We start from the raw sequence: 21716 nt of genomic DNA on the forward strand, positions 1-21716 counted from the left end.
TGGCTATACTTGGTTCCACAGCGCCGATTTGAACCAGATTGCGGGCGCTCAAGAAATGCCGCTAAAGAGGGAGGCTCGTCTGAGCCTCTTGGACCGGTGGCATGTGTTTTTGCTGGAATTTCAAGGCCCACCGTGATCGTCACGCCACGCACCCACCACTTTTCCGAGCCCCTGCGTTTGCGCAGCGGCGCAGTGTTGCCCGCGTATGAGCTGGTCTACGAGACCTACGGCACGCTCAACGCCGAGTGCAGCAACGCGGTGCTGATCTGCCATGCGCTCAATGCGTCGCACCACGTGGCCGGCGTTCATGCCGATGCCCATGGCCAGCCCATTCCCCGCAGCGAAGGGTGGTGGGACAACATGATCGGCCCCGGCAAGCCCCTGGACACCAACCGCTATTTCGTGATCGGGGTGAACAACCTGGGCTCGTGTTTTGGCAGCACCGGCCCGACCCACACCAACCCGGCCACCGGGATGGCCTGGGGGGCTGATTTTCCCGTGGTCACGGTGGAAGACTGGGTGGACGCTCAGGCCCGCTTGCTGGATGCGCTGGGCATTCGGCAACTGGCGGCGGTCATGGGGGGCAGTCTGGGGGGCATGCAAACCTTGAGCTGGACGCTGCAATACCCGGACCGGGTTCGCCATGCGGTGGTGGTGGCCAGTGCCCCCAACCTCACGGCCGAGAACATCGCATTCAACGAGGTGGCCCGCCGCGCCATCGTCACCGATCCCGACTTTCACGCCGGGCATTACCTTCGGCATGGCACCGTGCCCAAGCGGGGCTTGCGCATTGCGCGGATGATCGGGCACATCACCTACCTCAGCGATGACGTGATGAACGAGAAGTTCGGGCGTCAGCTCAGGCCGGTGGTCGATGCGGTGTCCGAAGCTGCCCAGACGGGTGACTTGGCACCGTTGGAACGACTCGAATACCAGTACACCACCCAGGGCATCGAGTTCCAGATCGAGAGCTACTTGAGGCACCAGGGCGACAAGTTCAGCGAGTACTTCGACGCCAACACCTACCTGCTGATCACCCGTGCGCTGGATTACTTCGATCCCGCACTGGCCCATGGCGGCCAGTTGGCCAAGGCCTTGGCGGTGGCCAAGGCCTCCTTTTTGGTGATCAGCTTCACCACCGACTGGCGTTTTTCGCCCGCACGCAGCCGCGAGATCGTGCGGGCCCTGCTGCACAACCGCCGCCCGGTGAGTTATGCCGAAATCGACGCCCCCCACGGGCACGACGCCTTCCTGCTGGACGATTCGCGCTACCTCGCCGCCGTCCGAGCCTACTTTGACCACCATGTGGCCCGGGAGTTGAACGCATGAGCGACCTGAACCTCATTCACACGGTGGCCCGTCTGGTTCCCCCGGGCTCTCGCGTGCTCGACCTGGGGTGCGGCGGTGGAGAGCTGTTGGCGCATCTGATGGCCCATCGCGGTTGCACGGGTTATGGCGTGGAAATTGACGATGACAAGGTCCACGCGTGCCTCAAGCGTGGTGTGAACGTGTTGCAACTCAACTTGGAAGAAGGGTTGAGTGTGTTTGAAGACCAGAGCTTCGATGTGGTGTTGCAGATCGACACCTTGCAGCACCTGCGCAACGCGCAAACCATGCTCATGGAAACGGCGCGGGTGGGGCGCATGGGCGTGGTGGCGTTCCCCAACTTTGCGCATTGGCCCAACCGGCTGAGCGTCATGCAAGGACGCATGCCAGTCACCAAGCGCCTGCCCTACCAGTGGTACGACACCCCCAACATCCGGGTGGGCACGTTTGCCGACTTCGAGGTGCTGGCCAGGCGAAATGGCCTGACGATTGAAGATGCCTTTGGTCTGCAAGAAGGGCGGGAAGTCCGGGTGCTGCCCAACTTGCTGGCCAGTACGGCCATCTTTCGGTTTTTGGGTTGAACCTGACTTTATGCTGACGGCGCATGGATGTATGCTTTCGGAGCTGGGGAGGCATCCAAAACACTGAGGTGTCCTTGACGACGCCTAGGCTGGAGGCCGTATGGACCGTTTCAACCGGATTCGCATCAGCGTTCGACTGGTGTTGGTGTTTGGGGGGGTGTTTGCCATCATGTTGTTGATGGCGGTCATTGCCACCATCAACTTGCGACAAAGTGAAGGAGACACTCGCGAGCTCCTTGTGTTGGAACGTGAGGCCTATCTGGCCGACGAGTGGATGTCCAACACCCAGCTCAACGTCACGCGGGTGCTGGCGGTGGCCAAGTCCAAGGCCGACCCGAATGTGGACGCCTATTTCAAACCCCTGATTGCGCAGACCACCGAGCGCATCAACGAGTTGCAAAAACAGCTGGAAGCGCAGGTGACCGAGCCCGAGGGCAAGGCCCTGTTGTCTGACATCGCGGCCAAGCGCAAGGCCTACATCGATGTGCGCAAAACCTACTTCGACACGCTCAAGGGCGGTGACATGGCCAAGGCCGAGGAGTTGCTGGCATCCGGCGTGTTGCCCGCGGCCGATGCCTACGTTGCCAGCCAGCGCAAGCTGGTCAAGTATCAACACGACGCAGTGACGGTGGAGAGCGGCCAGCGGCTGGCACGTCAACAGGCTCGGTTGTGGGTGCTGGATGGCTTGGCGGTCGTGGGGGTGCTGCTGAGCCTGCTGATGGCATGGGCGCTGATGCGTTCGATCACGCAGCCGCTGGAGAGGGCGGTGGGATTTGCCAAGGGGATTGCGGCGGGGCGACTGGACCAGGCCATCGAGGTGGACCGAAGCGACGAAATTGGGGTGCTGCTGCAATCCCTCAACGACATGCAGACGGCTCTGCAAAAGATGATCCAAAACGTCACGCAGACCGTGGGCCAGATCGACGTGGCTGCCACGGAAGTGGCCACGGGCAACCAAGACCTGTCGGCGCGGACAGAAGCTGCGGCCAGCAACCTGGAGCAGACCGCGTCCAGCATGGAAGAAATCACCGCCACGGTCAAGCAAAGTGCAGACGCGGCGCGTCAGGCCAACCAACTGGCGAGCACCGCAGCCAACGTGGCGGCCAAAGGCGGGGAAGTGGTGGGCCAAGTGGTGGGCACCATGCAGGACATCTCCCACAGCAGCCAAAAGATCGCTGACATCATCGGCGTGATCGACGGCATTGCGTTCCAGACCAACATCCTGGCGCTGAATGCGGCGGTGGAGGCGGCGCGGGCGGGAGAACAAGGGCGAGGATTTGCGGTGGTGGCGGGGGAGGTGAGAAACCTGGCGCAAAGGAGTGCGCAGGCAGCCAAGGAAATCAAAGACCTCATCAACGCCAGCGTGGACAAAGTGCAGACGGGCAGTGCGCTGGTGCAAGACGCGGGGGCGACGATGGAAGAAATCGTGGCCAGTGTGAAGAGGGTCAACGACATCATTGGGGAAATCACGGCGGCGGCGCAAGAGCAAAGCAACGGCATCGCGCAGGTGAACACGGCGGTGGCGCAGCTGGACCACATGACGCAGCAAAATGCGGCGCTGGTGGAGGAGAGTGCGGCGGCGGCGCAGAGCCTGAGGGACCAGGCGCTCAGGCTCACCGAGGCCGTCAGCGCCTTTCACACGGGAACGCGCGACGTGGCACTCGTCTGAAAGAGGGGCGGGGAGCCGACGGTCCGCTGCCCGGTCCACACCGCTGTGGGCGGCGCACGATTGGGGGAGTTTTTGATCGGGCGTGACTCATACTTCCCGGACTGGTGTTAAAACCTCGGGTGAAGGCCGCTATAAGGAGCATTTATGAACATGGCACAAGCAACAGCAACATCGCCCCGCGGCAACACAGCGCAAGGTGCGGTGTCTGCCACGTCGGTCAAACAAATGTTGGGTTCAGGGACCACGGACGCTGAGCGCAAAGGCAAGCCCACCGGGCCGACCAAGGAATTTCTGACGTTCCGCCTGGGCGCGGAAGAGTATGGGATCGACATCCTGCGTGTGCAGGAAATCCGGTCCTATGAGGTTCCGACGCGCATCGCCAATGCCCCGCACTTCCTCAAGGGCGTGGTCAACCTGCGTGGCGTGATCGTGCCGGTGGTGGATTTGCGCGTGAAACTGGGCTGCGAGAAGGTGGAGTACAACGACTTCACCGTGGTCATCGTGCTCAACGTCAAGGGACGTGTGGTGGGGGCGGTGGTGGATTCGGTGTCGGATGTGCTGGAACTGCCCGAGGAAGACCTCAAACCGTCTCCGGAAATGGGCAGCACGGCAGCTGACAACGCCTACGTCACCGGCATTGCCAGCGTGGGTGAACGCATGTTGATCCTGATGGACATTCAGGCCCTGATGTCCAGCCCCGACATGGGGTTGATGGACGGCGCGGACTGAGCGTCTTCCGCGGTGTTTCTGAGCGTGTGTGGCCTGCGGCTCTGCACGCTGTTGGCCCCCAACTTCGGCATGTTGGCAGCGCCTGATCGGGGCGGTGCCTTGATCTGGATGACCCTCACATGACTGACACCGTGCCTGCACTGAATCCCGTGGGTTCTTCCTCGTCCTGGCGGCCTGGGATGGGGTTGGCCTCCAAGTTGCTCGTGGTGGTCGGGGCGGCGATGGCGCTCATCTTGCTGGGCTTGCTGCTGTTTTCCGTCCAGTTGATCCGCCACGCCCGGGACGAAGGAACGCAGGCTCTGGTGAGCCGTTCAGAGGGGCTGGTGGCCAGCCTCAAGCAGATTGACGAAGGCAGCCGCAAGTCGGCGGAGCAGTCCTTCAGCATCCTCAGCGACCGCTTGCCCACGGTGGTCTTCAGCCTTGCTGACCTTGGGGACGGCAAGGTGCAGTTGCAGCATGCGGGCTTTCCGCTGGAGGGCAACTTCGAAGCCGTGGATGCGTTTGCCCAGCTGACCGGTGGGGTGGCCACGGTGTTTCAGCGCGAAGGGGAGGATTTCCGCCGCATTTCCACCAGCCTGAAAAAGGAAGACGGCAGTCGGGCCCTCAACACCTTGCTGGATCGCAACCACCCCGCATATGCCTTGATGCAGGCGGGCAAGCCCTACGTGGGGCGTGCGGTGTTGTTCGGCAAGACCTACATGACCAAGTACGAGCCCGTGGTGCAGGATGGCAAGACGATCGGCATCCTGTTCATTGGCCACGTGATGGACCAGCAGATCGAAACGCTGCAAAAGGCGTTCCAGCTGGCGGGCGATTCAACGGTGGCCACCTTGGCGGTGGAGGTCAAGGACGGCCCCCGGTTGGGCCAGGCCTTGGCCCGGGACCAGGCGCTCAAGTTGGATGCCAACGACAGCTTGCTGCAAACCCTCCGTGCCGCGGTTCAGGCGGGGCAGAAAAGCGGTGTCCTGTCAGACTTGGCGGGAGCGCCCACGTTGGCAGGAGAAGGCGTCACCCATGTGGGGTGGGCCTTGTATGAGCCGTGGGGCTGGGTGGTGCTTCAGGCGCAACGCGACCGGGACACGGTGGCCATGGCCCGTTCCGACCTGATGCTGCTGTGGTCGTTGATGCTGGTGGGTGCGCTGCTGGCCGCGGGTGGCGTTTGGGTGGCCTTGCGCCGGATGGTGCTGTTTCCCCTGCGCAGCCTGCTGGCCGATGTGGAGCAACTGCGGCAGAACGACTATTCCCGCCCGCTGGTGCCTCGCAGCCGCGACGAGCTGGGGCGCTTTCTGCTGGCGCTGGAGGAAATGCGCCGCCAGCTCAGCGTCAACATGCGGCAGATGGAGCAGTCCGCGGTGGACATCGATGCCGTGGCCCGGGAAGTGGCCAAGGGCAACATGGAACTGGGGGGGCGCACCGAGAACGCCGCCAGCAGCCTGCAGCAGACCGCGTCCAGCATGGGGCACCTGACCGATGCCGTGGCCCACAGCGCCGACGCCGCCCGTCAGGCCAACCAGTTGGCCACCACCGCCGCGGACGTGGCGGCCAAAGGCGGGCAAGCGGTGCACCAGGTGGTGTCCACCATGGACGACATCCAGCGCAGCAGCCAGAAGATTGCCGACATCATTGGCGTGATCGATGGCATTGCGTTCCAGACCAACATCCTGGCGCTCAACGCCGCGGTGGAAGCGGCGCGGGCGGGAGAGGCCGGGCGAGGGTTTGCGGTGGTGGCCAGCGAAGTGCGTTCGCTGGCCGGGCGCAGCGCTCAGGCGGCCAAGGAAATCAAGGCCCTCATCACCGCCAGTGTGGAACGGGTGCAAAGTGGCACCCAGCAGGTGCAGAACGCTGGCCAGACCATGCAGGAGATTGTGGCCAGCGTGCAGCGGGTGACGGACATCATTGCCGAAATCACGGCCGCGGCCGGGGAGCAAAGCACCGGCATTGGGCAGGTCAACACCGCCGTGGGACAGCTGGACCACATGACCCAGCAGAACGCGTCTTTGGTGGAGGAAGTGGCCGCCGCCGCAGACAGCCTGTCCCACCAGACCATGCGGTTGCGTGAGGCCCTGGCGCATTTCCGAACGGGCAACGACGGCGTTCCCGATTCGGCCCTGGTGCAGCGGCCTGCCAAACAAATTGGCCAAGCCGCCCTCAAGGCCAGTGCGCCAGCCCCGGCAGGGCTGCCTGCGCCCAAGCGTCATCCGCAGGCCCAAGTTCCTCGGTTGGGCGGGGGGGATTCGCATGCTGCGAAAACTGTAGCTAAAAAGCCATCTGTAAAAAGCGCTGGAGGCCAAAAAGGCTCGGAGTCTAAGGCGGCTTCCGCATCCCCGCCAGCCGTGGCCCCCAAGGGTCCTGGGCGGCCTGCGGTGCCGTTGGGGGGCGACTGGGAGTCCTTCTGACGGGCCCCCACAGTCGCCCGGAGGGCGTCACAGCGGGTGGGTCACCAGCCGGAAGTCGGCGTCCTCGGCATAAGGCTTGATGGTGAAGCCCAGGCTCTTCATCAGGCGCAGCATGCCGGGGTTGTTGGTCAGCACCAGGCCTTCGATCTCGCTCAGGCCCTTTTCCCGCGCCACCTCCATGATGCTGAGCATCAGCCGCGACCCCAGACCCTTGCCGCCGAAGTCATCGGCCACCACCAGGGCAAATTCGCAGGTGGTGCCGTCGACGTTGGTGACGTAGCGCGACACGCCCACGATGCGCTCCTGGGTGACCAGGCTGCCATCCGGTTGGGCTTGCCGCGTCTGGTGGATGGCCACCAGGGCCATTTCGCGGTCGTAGTCGATCAGCGTGAAACGCGACAGCATGCTGGGCGGCAGCTCGGTCAGCGAAGACACGTAGCGGAAGTAACGGCTTTCCGGCGACAGGCTGCGCACCAGCTCCTGCAGCATTTGTGCGTCGTCGGGGCGCACCGGGCGGATGGTGTACTGGCCGCCGCCGCGCATGGGCCACACCTGCTCGTGCTGGGCCGGGTAGGGCAGGATGGACAGGTGGTTGTAGTGCGTGGCGGTGTGTGGGGCCTGTTCGACCACGATGCGGGCGTCCACCGCCACGGCACCGCGCTCGTCCACGATGATGGGGTTGATGTCCATCTCGCGCAGCTGGGGCAGCTCACACACCATTTCCGACACGCGCAGCAGGATGCGCTCCAGCGCCACCATGTCCACTGCGGCCGCGCCGCGCCATTCCCCCAGGGTTTCTGCCACGCGGGAGCGTTCGATCAGTCGGTGGGCCAGGAACTGGTTGAGCGGCGGCAGCTCCATGGCGCGGTCGTTGATCAGTTCGATCATGGTGCCCCCCGCCCCGAAGGTGATGACGGGGCCGAACGGGTCGTCGGTGACCAGGCCGATGCAGATTTCGCGTCCCCGACGCGTGGGGGCCATTTTCTGGATGGTCACGCCGTTGATGTGGGCGTCGGGCCGGATGCGGGCCACCGACTGCATCATGTCGTTGAAGGTGTCACGCACCTGGGTGGCGTTGACGATGTTCAGGGCCACGCCGTCCACGTCCGACTTGTGGGCGATGTCGGGCGAGTCGATCTTGAGTGCCACCGGGTAGCCCAGCTGGGTGGCGATCATCATGGCCTCGTTGGCCGAGCGTGCCAGGATGGTCTGGGTGACCGGGATGTGGAAGGCCGACAGCAGGGCCTTGGACTCCATCTCGGTGAGGATCTTGCGGCGTTCGGCCAGCACGCCTTCAATGAGCAGGCGCGCCCCTTCGATGTCGGGTTTGGCCAGTGCCGACAGGGGGGGCGGGGTCTGCTGCAACATCTGCTGGTTCTGATAGAACGAGGCGATGTTGTTGAACGCACCCACCGCCGCCTCCGGGGTGCGGAAGTTGGGGATGCTGGCGCTGCCCAGCGTCTGGCGGGCGGTGCTGACGGAGGCGTCCCCCATCCAGCAGGCCAGCAGGGGCTTGCGCAGCTTGGGCTTGATGTCGGCCACGGCCTGGGCCACCGCGTCGGCATTGCTGCCGGGTTTGGGGGAGTACACGGCCAGCAGGCCATCCACGGCGCTGTCCTTGCCTGCGGCCTCCAGTGCGGCGGCGAAATGCTCGGGGCTGGCGTCTTCGCCCAGGTCCACCAGGTCGCAGGTGGAGGCCAAGGGGGACAGCTTGGCCTTGAGTTCTTCGGCCACCTGAGGCGTCAGGCGACCCAGCTCCAGGCCCATTTCGGAAATCCAGTCGGCCGCCAGCACACCGGGCCCCCCGCCATTGGTGACGATGGCCAGGCGCTTGCCCACCGGGCGGTAGCGGGAGGCCAGGCATTTGGCCGCGGAGAACAGCTCCACGAACGAACGCACGCGCACGGCCCCCGCCCGGCGCAAGGCGGCGTCGAACACGTCGTCACTGCCCACGATGGTGCCGCTGTGGGTTTGCGCGGCGGCATTGCCCGCGGGCTTTCGCCCGGCCTTGAGCACCACCACCGGTTTGGCATTGGCCGCGGCGCGCAGGGCGCTCATGAAGCGGCGGGCGTTGGCAATGCCCTCCATGTAGACCACGATGCTCTGGGTCTGAGGGTCGGCGGCCAGGAAATCCAGCACCTCGGCCAGGTCCACCACGGTGTTGGGGCCCAGGGACACCACGGCAGAGAAGCCGACACCGTTTTTCAGGCCCCAATCCAGGATGGACGAGGTCAGCGCCCCCGACTGGCTGACCAGCGCCAGCGGGCCCTTGCTGGCCAAGGGGCCGGCAATGCTGGCGTTCAGCCCGGTGTGAGGCCGTTGGAATCCCAGGCAGTTGGGGCCCAGCAGGAGCATGCCCGAGCGGCGTGCAATGCGCTTGAGGTTGGCGGCCAGCTCCGCGCTCATGCCGGCGGAGATGACCAGGGCGGCCTTGCACTTCATGCGGCCCGCGATTTCCAGCGCGGAGGCGGCCTCTTCGTGGGGCAGCGCGATGATGGCCAAGTCGGCCACCGCATGCGCCAGGTCGGCCAGGGTGCCGCTGGTGTGGATGTCGAGAAAGGTCAACTCGCCCGTGAACCGTTGGGCGGTGATGTTCTCGCGCAGGCCCAGCGCCTGCATGTACGCGGTGGCTTGTTCGGCCTGTTCTGCGGTGGCCGCAAACACCAGCACGCTCTGCGGAGAAAACAGGGGGGTGAGGTAGTGTTTGTCCATGATGGTCTAGGGTTTTCCCTTATTGTGCACTGCAGCATGAGATGGCGGCTGTCGCCCGCCTGTCAGTAGAGGGACGGGTCTAAGTTTCAGTCGGCACCGATCAGCACCTTGACGTGGGCGGCCACGCTGCGGGCCAGGGGGCTCATGACGTAGCCGCCTTCCAGGCACGACACGACACGGCCTTGGGCATGCTCACGCGCCACGGCCATCACTTGCTGGGTGACCCATGCGTAGTCCGCTTCCACCAGGCCGAGGTTGCCCATGTCGTCTTCGCGGTGGGCGTCGAACCCGGCCGAGATGAACAGCATCTGCGGCTTGAAGGCGTGCAGGGCGGGCATCCAGTGGTCGGTGACCGCCGCACGGAACGCGTCACTGCCCGAGCGGGGCGGCAGGCCCACGTTGACCATGTTGGGGCCCACGGCCTGCTCGCCATTGAAGGGGTACAGGCCTTTTTCAAAAATGGAGCACATCAGCACCCGTTCATCGCCTCTGAAGATGTCCTCGGTGCCGTTGCCGTGGTGCACGTCAAAGTCGATGACGGCCACGCGTTGCAAGCCCCGGGCATCCAGTGCATGGCGTGCACCCACGGCCACGTTGTTGAAAAAGCAAAAGCCCATGGCCGCCGCGTGTTCGGCGTGGTGACCCGGCGGGCGAACGCTGCAAAAGGCGGTGGGCGCGTCGCCGTTGATGACCAAGTTGGTGGCGTGGACCGCTGCACCGGCGGCGCGCAAGGCGGCGGGCACGGTGTAAGGGTTCATGTTGGTGTCAGGGTCCAGGGCGAAATAGCCCTCGGTGGGCGAGGCCGCCAGGATTTCCTTGATGTACAGGATGTTGTGGGCGCGACCCAACTGTTCTTCAGTGGCCTGGGGGGCGTCGTGCGGCACCATGTAATCCAGCAGTCCTTTGACCAGCAGGTGGTCCTGGATGGCCGCGAGACGCTCGGGGCATTCGGGGTGGTGGGGTCCCATTTCGTGGCGGGCGCAATCGGGGTGGGTGATGTAGGCGCTGAGCAAGCGTGTCTCCGATGTTGTGGTCGTGATCGTGGTCCTGATGTCATTGTCAATCTGCAGAGGTGTATTGCATTGATCTGCCACAATGGTTCGATACGCCAAGACGCTCTCTTCCCTGCTTCAGGGCGGGGGGCTTTTTTCTCTGTTGCCCCCTGCTGTTGACCCGTCTCCCATGACCTCCAATGTTCGGCCACCTTCCGATTCCGCTGCGGAATCTGTGGCCGCTCGGGCGGCGGGGCACGACTTTCGCGCACTGCTGCTGTTGTCGCACGAGCTGTATTGGGAGACCGATGCACAAGCTTGCGTCACCTGCCTGGAGGGGGCCGCACTCGACCCCGCGGAGGTTTCCGGCATGCTGGGGCAACCCTTGTGGCAGTGGGCGGACGCGCACCTCTCGGCGCCCGCGGTGGCCGTGCTGCGTCAGGCCATGGAGCAGCAGCAGGTGCTGCGCGACATGGAGCTGGCCCGCGTGACCCGCGATGCCAGCGTCCAATGGCTGCAACTGACTGGCCAGCCCCGGCACAACGCAAACGGGGTGTTCGAGGGCTACCGCGGGGTGGGGCGCGACATCACGCAGCAGAAAACCTCCCAGCAGGCGCTGATCGACCAGCAGTCGCTGCTGCGGGAACTCACCCGCCGGGTGCCGGGGCTGCTGTTCCAGTTGCGCAAGAACCCCCGTGGCTGGTTCAGCTTTCCTTACGCCAGCGCGGCCATGCAAGACCTGTTCGAGGTGGCCCCCGAGGAGGCCCGGCACGACGCGGGCCCGGTGTTTGCCCGCGTGTTTCCGGTGGACTACGTCCAGAGCCGGGCGGCCCTGGAGCTGTCGGAAGAGACCCTGACGCCTTGGACCCAGAACTACCGCGTGCGCCTGCCGGATGGGCGTGTGCTGTGGCATGCCGCCAATGCTGTGCCCTACCGGCAGCCGGACGGCGGCATGGTCTGGTACGGCTTCACCACCGACATCACCGAACGGGTGGAAGCGGACGAGCGCCTGCGCCGTGCGCACGAGCAGCTGCGGGCACGCACCAACCTGATGGACACCACCCTGGAGAGCCTCAGCCAGGGGGTGATGATGATCTCGACCGAAGGGCGGGTGACCTACTACAACAAGCGTTTGCTGGAGCTGCTGGACATGCCCGACAGCCTGCTGGCGCGCCAGCCCACCCACCAGGAGCTGGTGGACTGGCAGTTTGAGCATGGGCACCTGGGGCCTGAGCGCCCGCGCGACCTCGCCAGCCGCTGGGGCGAGTACCTGGCGGATGAGGGGCGCATGGCCAGCCCCCTGGAGTACGTGCGCACCACACACGACGGACGGGTGCTCGACGTCAAGACCCGCCAGCTCGACAGCGGGGGCTGGGTGCGCACCTTCGCCGACGTGACCGAACACTTCAAGGCCCGCGAAGCGCTGGAGCGCAGCGAACTGCACCTGCGCACCTTGTTCGATGCCATCCCCGACCGGGTGTGGTTCAAGAACCCCGAGGGCGTGTTCGTCATGTGCAACCCGGCCACGGCCCAGGGCTACGGGCGTTCGGTGGAGCAGATCGTGGGCCGCACCGAAACCGATCTGGGCGAGGATCCCGCCGTGGTGGCCAGCTACCGCGACACCGACTTGCGGGCCCTGCGCAGCCAGGCCCCGGTGATGTACGAGCAGGCCCTGCCCAAGGCCGGAGACCCGGAGGACACGGCGGTGTTCGAGGTGGTCAAGCGCGCCGTGTTCGACCACCGGGGGCAGGTGTACGGCGTGTTGGGCATGGCGCGTGACGTGAGCGGGCGCAAGCAGGCCGAAGCCCAGATCGAGCGGCTGGCCTTCTACGACCCCCTCACCGGCCTGTGCAACCGCCGCCTGTTCCATGACCGCCTGGACCAGGCCCAGGCGGCCAGCATGCGCAGCCAACAGTGGGGCGCGGTGTGTTTCATCGACCTCGACAACTTCAAGGACCTCAACGACACCCAGGGACATGACCAGGGCGACCTGCTGCTCAAGCAAGTGGCCCAGCGTTTGCTCGGGGCCGTGCGCGAGCAGGACACGGTGGCCCGCCTGGGCGGCGACGAATTCGTGGTGCTGCTGGAAGACCTGGGCTTTGACGAGGCCCAGGCCGCCATGTACGCCAATGGCGTGGGCGAAAAGCTGCTGGAAGTGCTCAACCGCTCTTACGAGCTGCAGCGTGGCGAGCACCACAACACGCCCAGCATTGGCATCACCCTGTTCCGTGAGCACCACGAGCGCATCGAAGACGTGCTCAAACGCGCCGACGTGGCCATGTACCAGTCCAAATCCGCGGGCCGCAATGCCGTGCGGTTTTTCGACCCCGACATGCAGGCCGCCGTGCAGCGCCGCTCGGAGTTGGCCCGCGACCTGCGCGAGGCCCTGGGCAAAAACGAGCTGCGGTTGTACAGCCAGCCGGTGGTCAACACCGACCGCTCGGTGCGCGGGCACGAAGCCCTGCTGCGCTGGCAACATCCCGAGCGGGGCATGGTGTCCCCGGGGGAATTCATTCCCGTGGCCGAGCAGAGTGGGCTGATCGTGGCCATTGGCGACTGGGTGCTGCGCCAGGCCTGCCAGACGCTGGCGCACTGGGCCAGCGACCCCGAGCGCTGCGACTGGACGTTGGCCGTCAACCTCAGCGCCCGTCAGCTCCGCTTGCCCGACTTTGTGCAACGGGTGCGCAGCATCGTCACCGAAACCCGGGCCCCGGCGGCTCTCCTCAAGCTCGAACTCACCGAGAGCCTGCTGCTGCACGACGTGGAAGACACCATCGTCAAGATGACCGACCTGGCCACCGACGGCATCCGCTTCTCGCTGGACGACTTTGGCACCGGCTACTCGTCGCTCAGCTACCTCAAGCGCCTGCCGTTGAGCGTGCTCAAGATCGACCAGAGCTTTGTGCACGACCTGCTGACCGACCCCAACGACGCCATCATTGCCCACACCATCCTCCAACTGGCCGACAGCCTGGGCTTGGAGGTGGTGGCCGAGGGCGTGGAGAACCAAGGCCAGATGCAGCTGCTGCAAGTCATGGGCTGCAAGGCCTTCCAGGGCTACTTGTTCGGCCGCCCCCAACCCATCTGACAGGACTTTCCCATGAACGACCGCCTCCACCCCGACGCCGCCGCCCCACTTGCTGCGCTGGACACCCAAGCCTTGTCCCGGCATGTGGATGCGAGCTGGCAGCAGCACATCACCCCGGCCTTGCAGCGTTACATCGAGGTGCCCGCCAAGTCCCCCCTGTTCGACCCCGACTGGGTGGCCCATGGCCACCTGCACACCGTGCTGCGCAGCGCCGCCGACTGGGTGCTGGCGCAAAAGCTGCCCGGTTTGGTGCTAGAGATAGTGGAGCTGAAAGACCAGCAGGGAAAAGCGCGGACACCCGTTTTGTTGTTTGAAATTCCCGCCCGGGGCAGCGACGACGGACGGCAAACCGCCCCGGCCAGCGGGCAGACCGTGCTGATGTACGGCCACCTGGACAAGCAACCCGAGTTCGACGGCTGGCGCAGCCACCTGGGGCCGTGGACCCCGGTCATCGAGGACGACAAGCTCTATGGCCGCGGCGGTGCCGACGACGGTTATGCGGTGTATGCGGCCATTGCCGCCGTTCAGGCCCTGCAAGCGCAAGGGGCGGCGCACCCGCGCATCGTGGGCCTGATCGAGACCGGTGAAGAAAGCGGCTCGCCCGACCTGCTGCCCACCATCGACGCCCTGCGCCCCCGGCTGGGCGACGTGGGCCTGGTGGTCTGCCTGGACAGCGGCGCGGGCAACTACGACCAGCTCTGGCTCACCACCAGCCTGCGCGGCATGGTCAGCGGCACGCTGCGGGTGGACATCCTGACCGAGGGCGTGCATTCGGGCGACGCCTCGGGCCTGGTGCCATCGAGCTTTCGCATCCTGCGGCATGTGCTGGACCGCCTGGAAGACAGCGCCACCGGTCGCCTGTTGCCCGAGGTCTTCCATTGCGACGTTCCGGCCCCGCGCCTGACCCAGGCCCACGAAACCGCGGCCATCCTGGGCGACGAGCTGTACAAGCGCTTCCCCTGGGCCCATGCCGACTGCGGCGGCAGCAGCACCTTTGCCCTGCCCACCACCACCGACCCGGTGGAGGCCCTGCTCAACCGCACCTGGCGGCCCACGCTGTCGGTCACTGGGGTGGATGGCTTCCCGTCGCTGCAAAACGCCGGCAACGTGCTGCGGCCCTACACCGCCTTCAAGCTCAGCCTGCGCCTGCCCCCGCTGGTCGATGCCGCCACCGCCGTGCAGCAGCTCAAGACCCTGCTGGAAGACAACGCCCCCTACCAGGCCCGCGTGACCTTCCAGGCCGCCAGCTTTGCCTCGGGCTGGAACGCCCCCGACACCGCACCCTGGTTCCACGACGCGGTGCAGGCCGCGTCGCTGGCCAGTTACGGTGTGGGTTACGGCAACATCGGCCAGGGCGGCACCATCCCGCTGATGAACATGCTCAGCCAGGGGTTCCCTCAGGCGCAGATGATGGTGTGCGGCGTGCTGGGCCCGCGCAGCAATGCCCACGGTCCCAATGAGTTCCTGCACCTGCCCTATGCCCGCAAGCTCACGGGCGCGGTGGCCCAGGTGATTGCCCGCATGCCCTGAGCGACCGCGTCGGCGTGCCCTGTGTCGGGTTCCCCCATTTGAGGGATGGCGTTGCACCAGGGGTTTGGTCAAAATCCCCCTTCGCGTCCTCAAAAATGCATCCGATTGTTCACAGGGAGTCACATGCAGGCAACAGCCACCATGGAGCGGGGGTCAGACGTCTTTCAGTCGCCTTTCATCACCGCCGATGGCCAGCATCTGGCGTTGCTGGATTGGGCGTTGCCTGCGCGCATGGTGCCAAGGGCTCAGGTGCTCATCGTCCACGGCCTGGGTGAACACGCCTGGCGTTACGACGCCTTGGCCTACCAGCTCAACAGCGCCGGTTTTGCCGTGCGCGCCTACGACCAGCGGGGCCATGGCGACTCCGCGGGCAAGCGGGGCTGCCTGCCCCAGTACGACACGCTGTTGCAAGACCTGGGCGAACTGGTCGAGGACACCCGAACCAACCTGTGTGCCCGCTTCAACACCCCGCTGGTGTTGCTGGGCCACAGCATGGGCGGGTTGGTGGCGGCGCTGTGGCTGGCCCACTGGCAAGACCGGGAGCCCTTCAACCGCATGCCCGTGGACGGCCTGGTGCTGTCGTCCCCGGCGTTCGATGTCGGTCTGGGTCCGTGGCAGCGGGCCATGCTGGCCACCTTGCCCGACTGGTTGCCCAACCTGGTGGTCTCCAACGGGCTGAACCCCCGCGCCCTGTCACACGACCCCGAGGTGGTGTCCACCTACCTGGCCGACCCTCTGGTGCACGACCGCTTCTCGCCCCGGCTGGGCAAGTTCATTGCCGATGGCGGGCCCGAGGTGCTGGCGCATGCCTCGCGCTGGCGGGTGCCCACGCTGTTGATGTACGCGGGCATGGACGCACTGGTCAACCCCCTGGGCAGTCGGCGGTTTGCGCAGCAGGCCCCCGCGGGCGTGGTCCAGGCGCACTGTTTTGAAGACTTCTTCCACGAAATCTTCAACGAAACCCACCGCGTGGAGGCGGTGGAAATGCTGCTCCATTGGCTGGAGCGCCGTTACTGAGGTCAGGCGGCGGTGCGTTGCACCTTGGCCAACCACACCAGCCCCGCCCCGGCCAGGGCCACCGGCAGCAACGAGCCCCAGTTCAGCAGCGCCCAGCCCTGGGTGGTGACCAGGGCTCCCGAGGCGAACGAGGTGAAGGCCATCAGCCCGAACACGCAGAAGTTGATGGCCGCCTGCGCCCGGTCCTTTTCCTGGGGCCGGTAGGCTTGCAGCGACAGCGTGGTGCTGCCGGTGAACAGGAAATTCCAGCCCACGCCCAGCAGGAACAGCGCCACCACAAACTGGTGCAAATCCTGGCCCGACAAGGCCACGCCAATGCACAGCGCGTTCAGCGCCACGCCCACGCCCATCACCTGCAACACCCCAAAACGCTTGATCAGGTGGCCGGTGACAAAGCCCGGTGCAAACATGCCGATCACGTGCCACTCCAGCACCAGCGCCGCATCTTCAAACGGGAAACCGCACACCTGCATGGCCAGCGGGGTGGCGGCCATCAGCAGGTTCATCACGCCGTAGCTCAGGGCCGCAGCGCCCGCGGCCACGATGAACACCGGCTGTTTCATGATGTCAGCCAAGGAGCGGGCGGTCGCCGTGCTGTCGCTGGCGGGCGCGGCCTTGGGGCCTTCGGCATCGGGAAAGCGCACACCCGCCATCACCGCCATGGACAGCAGGGCCACCCCCGCCAGCGCCAGGTAGGCCGCCAGAAAGGGCACGTCGGCCAGCGCCCGCGTGCGGCTGGCCAGGTTGGGGCCCAGCACCGCGCCCATCAACCCCCCGGCCAGCACCAGGGACACGGCCTTTTCCTTGAAACCCGGGGCGGCCAGTTCGGCGGCGGCAAAGCGGTAGAGCTGGCCGTTGGCGCTGTAGTACCCCGCCACCACCGTGGCCGTGACCAGCAGCCAGAAGTTCTGGTGGGCCACCGCCCAGGCCCCCAGCAGGGCCGACAACAGGGCCACCAGCAGCCCCAGCTGGAACGACACCTTGCGGCCCCAGCGTGACTGGGTGCGGGCCACCAGCCCGGTGGACAGGGCCCCGCCCACCACGTAACCCATGACCGGCAGCGTGGCCATCCAGCCCAGCGGGGCCAGGCTCAGGCCCACCAACCCGTTGATGGCGATGAAGGTCACGTTGTTGGTGAGGAACAGCCCTTGGGCCAAGGCCAGCAGCCAGAGGTTTTTGTTCATGCGCTTCAGCCCCGTTGGGTGGCCAACACCAGGGCGGCCAGGGCCGCCGTTTCAGCGCGCAGCACGCGCTCGCCCAGGCTGATCGGCTGCCAGCCTTGAGCCCGGGCGTGCTCGTCTTCTTGGGGTGACAGTCCTCCCTCGGGCCCGCTGAGGACGTGCAGCGGGGCGAGGGCCGGTGGGGTGGCGGGGCTGCCCTGCGCCCGCTGGAGCCACTCACCCAAACCCAGGCTGCCGGGGGCCAGGGACAGCACCGCCCGCAAACCGTCGGGGGTGCGGGTACCGGGCTGGGCCAGCCAGTCGGACAGGTCGGCCACCGGGTGGATGGTGGGCACGCGGTTGCGGCCACATTGTTCGCAGGCGGCCACGGCAATGGCCTGCCAGTGGGCCTGTTTTTTGTCGGCGCGTTCGCCCTTGAGGCGCAGCACGCTGTGGGCGGTCATCAGCGGTTGGATGCTGGCCACACCCAGCTCGGTGGCTTTTTCCACCAGCCAGTCCATGCGCTCGTTGGCGGGCATGCCCACCGCCAGGTGCACCGGGCGTGCGGCTTCACGTTCCACGGGGTGCCGGGGGCCCACCTGCACCTGCACGTCGGAGCGGCCCATGCGCAGCACGGTGGCGGGGTGCTCGCCCCCCTCGCCGTTGAACAGCGTGAGGCTGTGGCCGGGCTGCATGCGCAGCACCTGCACGTGCCGGGCGGCGGTGGCGGCCAGGTCCAGGGTCTGGCCCTCGGCCAACGGGGTGGGGCAGTGGAAGCGTGGCATGCTATTTATCTTGTAGCTGCTTGCGCTTTTATATAAAGCGCCAGAGGCCAAAAAGGCTTTGAATTTGAAAAGGCTTCAAACCCGACCGAATGCGAACCCGCTGGCGGCCTGCAAACCCTCCACTTCGTCGATCAGGCGCAGCAGGGGCGTCAGCTCGCGGTAGCGGCTGGCGGTGTTGCGCACGTAGTGGATGAAGCGGGGGGTGTCCGCCAGGTACTTGGGCTTGCCGTCGCGCAGCGTGATGCGGGCAAACACGCCCAGCACCTTGAGGTGGCGTTGCAGGCCCATCCACTCCACGGCGCGGTAGAACTCGCCGAAGTCGTCGCTCCAGCCTTCAAAGTCCATCAGGCCCTGGCGGCGGGCCTGTTCCCAGTAGCGGATGGTGATGTCCAGCACCAGGTCTTCCTCCCAGGTCAGGAAGGCGTCGCGCATCAGGCAGGCAATGTCGTAGGTGATGGGTCCGTACACCGCATCCTGGAAGTCCAGCACGCCCAGCGCCTGCTTGGCCTCGTCGGCCACGAAGCCTGCGGGCGGCATCATCAGGTTGCGTGGCATGAAGTCGCGGTGCACAAACACCTTGGGGCCGGCCAGGTTGCGGGCCACGATGGTGTCGAACGCGCGTTGCAGTGTCTCGGCCACCTTGCCCTGCACGGCCACGCCCTTGTGCTGGGTCAGGTACCAGTCGGGGAACAGCTGCAGCTCGCGCCGGAGCAGGGCTTCGTCGTAGGCGGGCAGCACGCCAGGGCGGCTGGCCCCTTGCCAGGCCAGCAGCGCAGCGCAGGCGTTCTGGTAGTGGATGCTGTTGGCGTGCGGGTGGTCGCGGTCCAGCACGTCCAGCAGGGTCTGGTGGCCCAGGTCACTCAACAGCATGAAGCCCTGGGCCTCGTCCCAGGCCAGGATGGCGGGCACGCGCAGTCCGGCGGTGGCCATCAGCTCGGCCACCTGCACAAAGGGGCGGCAGTTTTCCTTGTCGGGCGGCGCGTCCATCACGATGAAGCTCTGGCCCTGGGCACCATCCACGCGGAAGTAGCGCCGGAAACTCGCATCGGCCGACGCCGGGCGCACGCTGGCGGTTTGAAGCGCGTGGGCCGAGGCCACCGCGGCCAACCAGGCGTGAAAGGCTTGTTCGCGGGCCGGATCGGCCCAGGCGATGGCCGTGGGTGCAGCAGGGGTGGCGCTCGTGCCAGGCGTGGAAGGGGAGGTGAAGGACATGGTCTGACCCGGCATACGATAATGCGCCCGGATTCTACAAATGGCCTTGTTTCCCCCCCCTCCGACCCCCCTGGTGTCCCGGCCGCTGTCGGGGCGGGTGCTGTCACGACCCATCGGCCCAGGCATGGGCTTTTGGCGCGTGGTGGCCTGGGCCAGTGTGCTGGCGTGCATCACCCCGGCGCGGGCGCAGGACCTGGACAGCCCGCTGCCGCTGCGCGGCACCGACCTCCTGACCGACCGCTTGCCCCCACAGGCGCGCCGCGACGCGCCCAGCTTTGTCTGGGGTGACCGTTTCACGGGCGAAACCGGTGTGCGCACGGTGGTGGAGGGTCACGCCGAACTGCGGCGGCACGACACGCTGCTCAAGGCCGACCGGCTGGAGCTGCTGCACCAGACCAACGACGCCCAAGCCTCGGGCAACGTCAGCATCGTGCGCAATGGCAACCGCTACATGGGGCCGGAGCTACAGATCAACCTGGACACCTACGAAGGCTTTTTTTCCCAGCCGCGCTACCAGCTGCTGGTCACGCAGGGCGGGGGGCAGGCGACGCGGGTGGACTTCAAGGGCGAAGACCTCAGCATCGCCTACAACGCCACCTACTCCACCTGCCAGGCCCCCGAAGGGTGGCAGCCCGATTGGTGGGTCAAGGCCGATCGGCTGGAGCTGGACACCGCCACCGACACGGGCCGTGCCACCGGCGGGGCGCTTTACTTCAAAGGGGTGCCCATCCTCGCGGCACCCTACATCAGTTTTCCATTGTCGGACAAGCGCAAGTCCGGCCTGCTGCCACCCACCATCAACCTGACCAACCTCAGTGGCCTGGAGGTGGCGGTGCCGTACTACTGGAACATCGCGCCGGAGATGGACGCCACGTTCACCCCCACGCTCATGACCAAGCGCGGCATCGACCTGGGGGCCGAGTTCCGTTACCTGCAACCCACCTTCAAGGGCGAAACCCGCGTGTCGGTGTTGCCCAGTGATCGGTTGCGGGGCCGCACCCGCTGGAGCGAAGCGGTCCGGCACGAGCACGCCCTGGGCAATGCACTGCCCGGCTTGGCCGACGTCGGCTTGCGCCTCAACCTCAACCGCGTCAGCGACGACAACTACTGGAAAGACCTGCCGCGCACCATGCCACTGCTGACCCAGCGCCTGCTGCCCAACGAGGCCGCGGTGTCGGGGCGCATCGGTCCCGTGGGGGTGACCGCGGGTGTCTACACCTGGCAAACCTTGCAGGACACGGCCTCCCCCATCGTGGCCCCCTATGACCGCAAGCCCCAGGTGGACGCGCGCTGGGAACAACTCAACCGGACGGTGGGCTCGCTGGGTGGGGTGGATTGGTCGCTGACCGGGCAGGCCACACGCTTCACCACCGCACGCACGCCCACCATCACGGCCACGCAGGCCGACGTCAACGGCAACCGCCTCATGGGCATTGCCCAGGTCAGCCGCCTGTGGCAGGCCCCGGGGTGGTTCATCAAGCCCAAGGCCCAATGGCACCTGACCCACTACGAGGTGGAGCAGCCCTTGACCACGGGCCTGCGCACCGCCAGCCGGTCGGTGCCCACGTTCAGCCTGGACAGCGGACTGGTGTTCGAGCGTGACACCCATTGGCTGGGGCGCAACCTGCTGCAAACGCTGGAGCCCCGTGCGTTTTACGTGCACACGCCGTACCGCGACCAGGGTGCGCTGCCCAACTACGACTCGGCGGCCAAGGACTTCAATGCCGGCACCGCCTGGACCGAAAACGTGTTCGGCGGCAACGACCGCATCTCCGACACCCATGCCCTCACGCTGGGGGTGAGTTCACGCTTCATCGACCCGGCATCCGGGGTGGAGGCGGCCCGCCTCAGCCTGGCCCAACGCCTGCGTTTTGCCGATCAGAACGTCACCTTGCCGGGGGGCACCGCCATCACCGACCGGGTGAGCGACATGCTGTTGGGCTCGTCCATCAACTGGGACCCGCGATGGTCGTTTGACAGTTCGGTGCAGTTCAACCCCAAGGAGCGCCGCTCCCAGCGCACCACGCTGACCGGTCGCTACCACCCCAGGCCCTACCATGTGTTCAGTGCCGCCTACCGCCTGCAGCGGGCGGGCGGTTTGCTGCCCGCCAGCGAACAGCTCGATGTGGGCTGGCAGTGGCCCCTGACGTCCCTTGGCGATGCCATGGCGTCGGTGCCGCCGCCGGGTGGCCGTTCCGCACCTGGCCGCTGTGCGGGGCGCTGGTACAGCGTGGGGCGCATCAACTACAGCGTGCCCGACAGCAAGGTGGTCGATCTGGTGGCGGGCTTTGAATATGATGCCGGCTGCTGGATTGGCCGCTTTGTGCTGGAGCGCCTGCAAACCAGCACCACCACGACCAGCCAGCGCGTGCTGTTCCAGATCGAGTTCAACGGCTTCACGCGCATCGGTGCCAATCCGCTTCAGACGCTGAAGAACAACATTCCCAAGTACATGATGCTCAACGAGCAAGTCCAGACCCCCAGCCGTTTCGGCCAGTACGAATGAGTGGTGCCCACCC

General features: G+C 66.1%; 14 protein-coding genes. 9 read left to right on the top strand and 5 right to left on the bottom strand.

All coding sequences use genetic code 11. From position 1 onward, the window contains the following. Positions 1-132: 132 nt before the first annotated feature. From metX to ACYVB7_RS09385, 5 genes are all read left to right on the top strand, one after another. On the top strand, positions 133-1329 hold the full coding sequence (metX, locus tag ACYVB7_RS09365) for a homoserine O-acetyltransferase (protein ID WP_460506687.1): 1197 nt from the start codon (positions 133-135) through the stop codon (positions 1327-1329). Continuing rightward, complete coding sequence (metW, locus tag ACYVB7_RS09370) at positions 1326-1907, top strand: class I SAM-dependent methyltransferase (RefSeq protein ID WP_460506689.1); 582 nt, start codon at positions 1326-1328, stop codon at positions 1905-1907. Before metX ends, metW begins: the two co-directional genes overlap by 4 nt. A 100-nt stretch (positions 1908-2007) precedes the next feature. Next, complete coding sequence (locus ACYVB7_RS09375; protein ID WP_460506691.1) at positions 2008-3576, top strand: methyl-accepting chemotaxis protein; 1569 nt, start codon at positions 2008-2010, stop codon at positions 3574-3576. Between the two features lie 225 nt (positions 3577-3801). After that, positions 3802-4305: a chemotaxis protein CheW gene (locus tag ACYVB7_RS09380; protein ID WP_460507029.1), complete on the top strand. Its 504-nt coding sequence runs from the start codon at positions 3802-3804 to the stop codon at positions 4303-4305. A gap of 119 nt (positions 4306-4424) precedes the next feature. After that, positions 4425-6701: a methyl-accepting chemotaxis protein gene (locus ACYVB7_RS09385; RefSeq protein WP_460506693.1), complete on the top strand. Its 2277-nt coding sequence runs from the start codon at positions 4425-4427 to the stop codon at positions 6699-6701. Between the two features lie 27 nt (positions 6702-6728). On the opposite strand, the gene ACYVB7_RS09390 is transcribed toward ACYVB7_RS09385, so the two are convergent. Together ACYVB7_RS09390 and ACYVB7_RS09395 are read right to left on the bottom strand one after the other, a co-directional pair. Next, the gene (locus ACYVB7_RS09390; RefSeq protein ID WP_460506696.1) at positions 6729-9413 is read right to left on the bottom strand and encodes a bifunctional acetate--CoA ligase family protein/GNAT family N-acetyltransferase; all 2685 of its coding nucleotides are present in this window, start codon (positions 9411-9413) and stop codon (positions 6729-6731) included. An 86-nt stretch (positions 9414-9499) separates the two neighbouring features. Then, positions 9500-10426 (bottom strand): histone deacetylase family protein, encoded by a 927-nt coding sequence (locus tag ACYVB7_RS09395; protein WP_460506699.1) that lies wholly within the window; start codon positions 10424-10426, stop codon positions 9500-9502. Positions 10427-10595: 169 nt separating this feature from the next. Between ACYVB7_RS09395 and ACYVB7_RS09400 the strand changes: the two genes are divergently transcribed. From ACYVB7_RS09400 to ACYVB7_RS09410, 3 genes are all read left to right on the top strand, one after another. Next, the gene (locus ACYVB7_RS09400) at positions 10596-13493 is read left to right on the top strand and encodes a sensor domain-containing protein (protein WP_460506702.1); all 2898 of its coding nucleotides are present in this window, start codon (positions 10596-10598) and stop codon (positions 13491-13493) included. A 12-nt stretch (positions 13494-13505) separates the two neighbouring features. Beyond that, positions 13506-15023: a zinc-binding metallopeptidase family protein gene (locus tag ACYVB7_RS09405; RefSeq protein ID WP_460506705.1), complete on the top strand. Its 1518-nt coding sequence runs from the start codon at positions 13506-13508 to the stop codon at positions 15021-15023. A gap of 123 nt (positions 15024-15146) precedes the next feature. Then, on the top strand, positions 15147-16040 hold the full coding sequence (locus ACYVB7_RS09410) for an alpha/beta hydrolase (RefSeq protein ID WP_460506708.1): 894 nt from the start codon (positions 15147-15149) through the stop codon (positions 16038-16040). A 2-nt stretch (positions 16041-16042) separates the two neighbouring features. Here the strand turns inward: ACYVB7_RS09410 and ACYVB7_RS09415 are convergent, their stop codons facing one another. The 3 genes from ACYVB7_RS09415 to ACYVB7_RS09425 form a co-directional block, all read right to left on the bottom strand. Further along, entirely contained in the window at positions 16043-17224 is a 1182-nt protein-coding gene (locus ACYVB7_RS09415; protein WP_460506710.1) for an MFS transporter, read from the bottom strand. 5 nt (positions 17225-17229) lie between these two features. Further along, the gene (locus ACYVB7_RS09420; protein ID WP_460506713.1) at positions 17230-17985 is read right to left on the bottom strand and encodes an RsmE family RNA methyltransferase; all 756 of its coding nucleotides are present in this window, start codon (positions 17983-17985) and stop codon (positions 17230-17232) included. Positions 17986-18060: 75 nt separating this feature from the next. Then, positions 18061-19197 carry an aminoglycoside phosphotransferase family protein gene (locus ACYVB7_RS09425; protein ID WP_460506716.1) on the bottom strand — a complete coding sequence of 379 codons (1137 nt, stop codon included), beginning with the start codon at positions 19195-19197 and terminating at the stop codon, positions 18061-18063. 40 nt (positions 19198-19237) lie between these two features. Here ACYVB7_RS09425 and ACYVB7_RS09430 point away from each other — a divergent pair, with 40 nt between their 5' ends. Further along, entirely contained in the window at positions 19238-21703 is a 2466-nt protein-coding gene (locus tag ACYVB7_RS09430; protein ID WP_460506718.1) for an LPS-assembly protein LptD, read from the top strand. Positions 21704-21716 lie beyond the last annotated feature (13 nt).

It is taken from the genome of Hydrogenophaga soli, assembly GCF_054777695.1.

Bases quoted from the DNA above. Each gene is read 5' to 3' on its own strand.
- metW (WP_460506689.1), top strand. From the start codon at position 1,326: ATGAGCGACCTGAACCTCATTCACACGGTGGCCCGTCTGGTTCCCCCG.
- ACYVB7_RS09375 (WP_460506691.1), top strand. From the start codon at position 2,008: ATGGACCGTTTCAACCGGATTCGCATCAGCGTTCGACTGGTGTTGGTG.
- ACYVB7_RS09380 (WP_460507029.1), top strand. From the start codon at position 3,802: ATGTTGGGTTCAGGGACCACGGACGCTGAGCGCAAAGGCAAGCCCACC.
- ACYVB7_RS09385 (WP_460506693.1), top strand. From the start codon at position 4,425: ATGACTGACACCGTGCCTGCACTGAATCCCGTGGGTTCTTCCTCGTCC.
- ACYVB7_RS09390 (WP_460506696.1), bottom strand. From the start codon at position 9,413: ATGGACAAACACTACCTCACCCCCCTGTTTTCTCCGCAGAGCGTGCTG.
- ACYVB7_RS09400 (WP_460506702.1), top strand. From the start codon at position 10,596: ATGACCTCCAATGTTCGGCCACCTTCCGATTCCGCTGCGGAATCTGTG.
- ACYVB7_RS09405 (WP_460506705.1), top strand. From the start codon at position 13,506: ATGAACGACCGCCTCCACCCCGACGCCGCCGCCCCACTTGCTGCGCTG.
- ACYVB7_RS09410 (WP_460506708.1), top strand. From the start codon at position 15,147: ATGCAGGCAACAGCCACCATGGAGCGGGGGTCAGACGTCTTTCAGTCG.
- ACYVB7_RS09415 (WP_460506710.1), bottom strand. From the start codon at position 17,224: ATGAACAAAAACCTCTGGCTGCTGGCCTTGGCCCAAGGGCTGTTCCTC.
- ACYVB7_RS09420 (WP_460506713.1), bottom strand. From the start codon at position 17,985: ATGCCACGCTTCCACTGCCCCACCCCGTTGGCCGAGGGCCAGACCCTG.
- ACYVB7_RS09425 (WP_460506716.1), bottom strand. From the start codon at position 19,197: ATGTCCTTCACCTCCCCTTCCACGCCTGGCACGAGCGCCACCCCTGCT.
- ACYVB7_RS09430 (WP_460506718.1), top strand. From the start codon at position 19,238: ATGGCCTTGTTTCCCCCCCCTCCGACCCCCCTGGTGTCCCGGCCGCTG.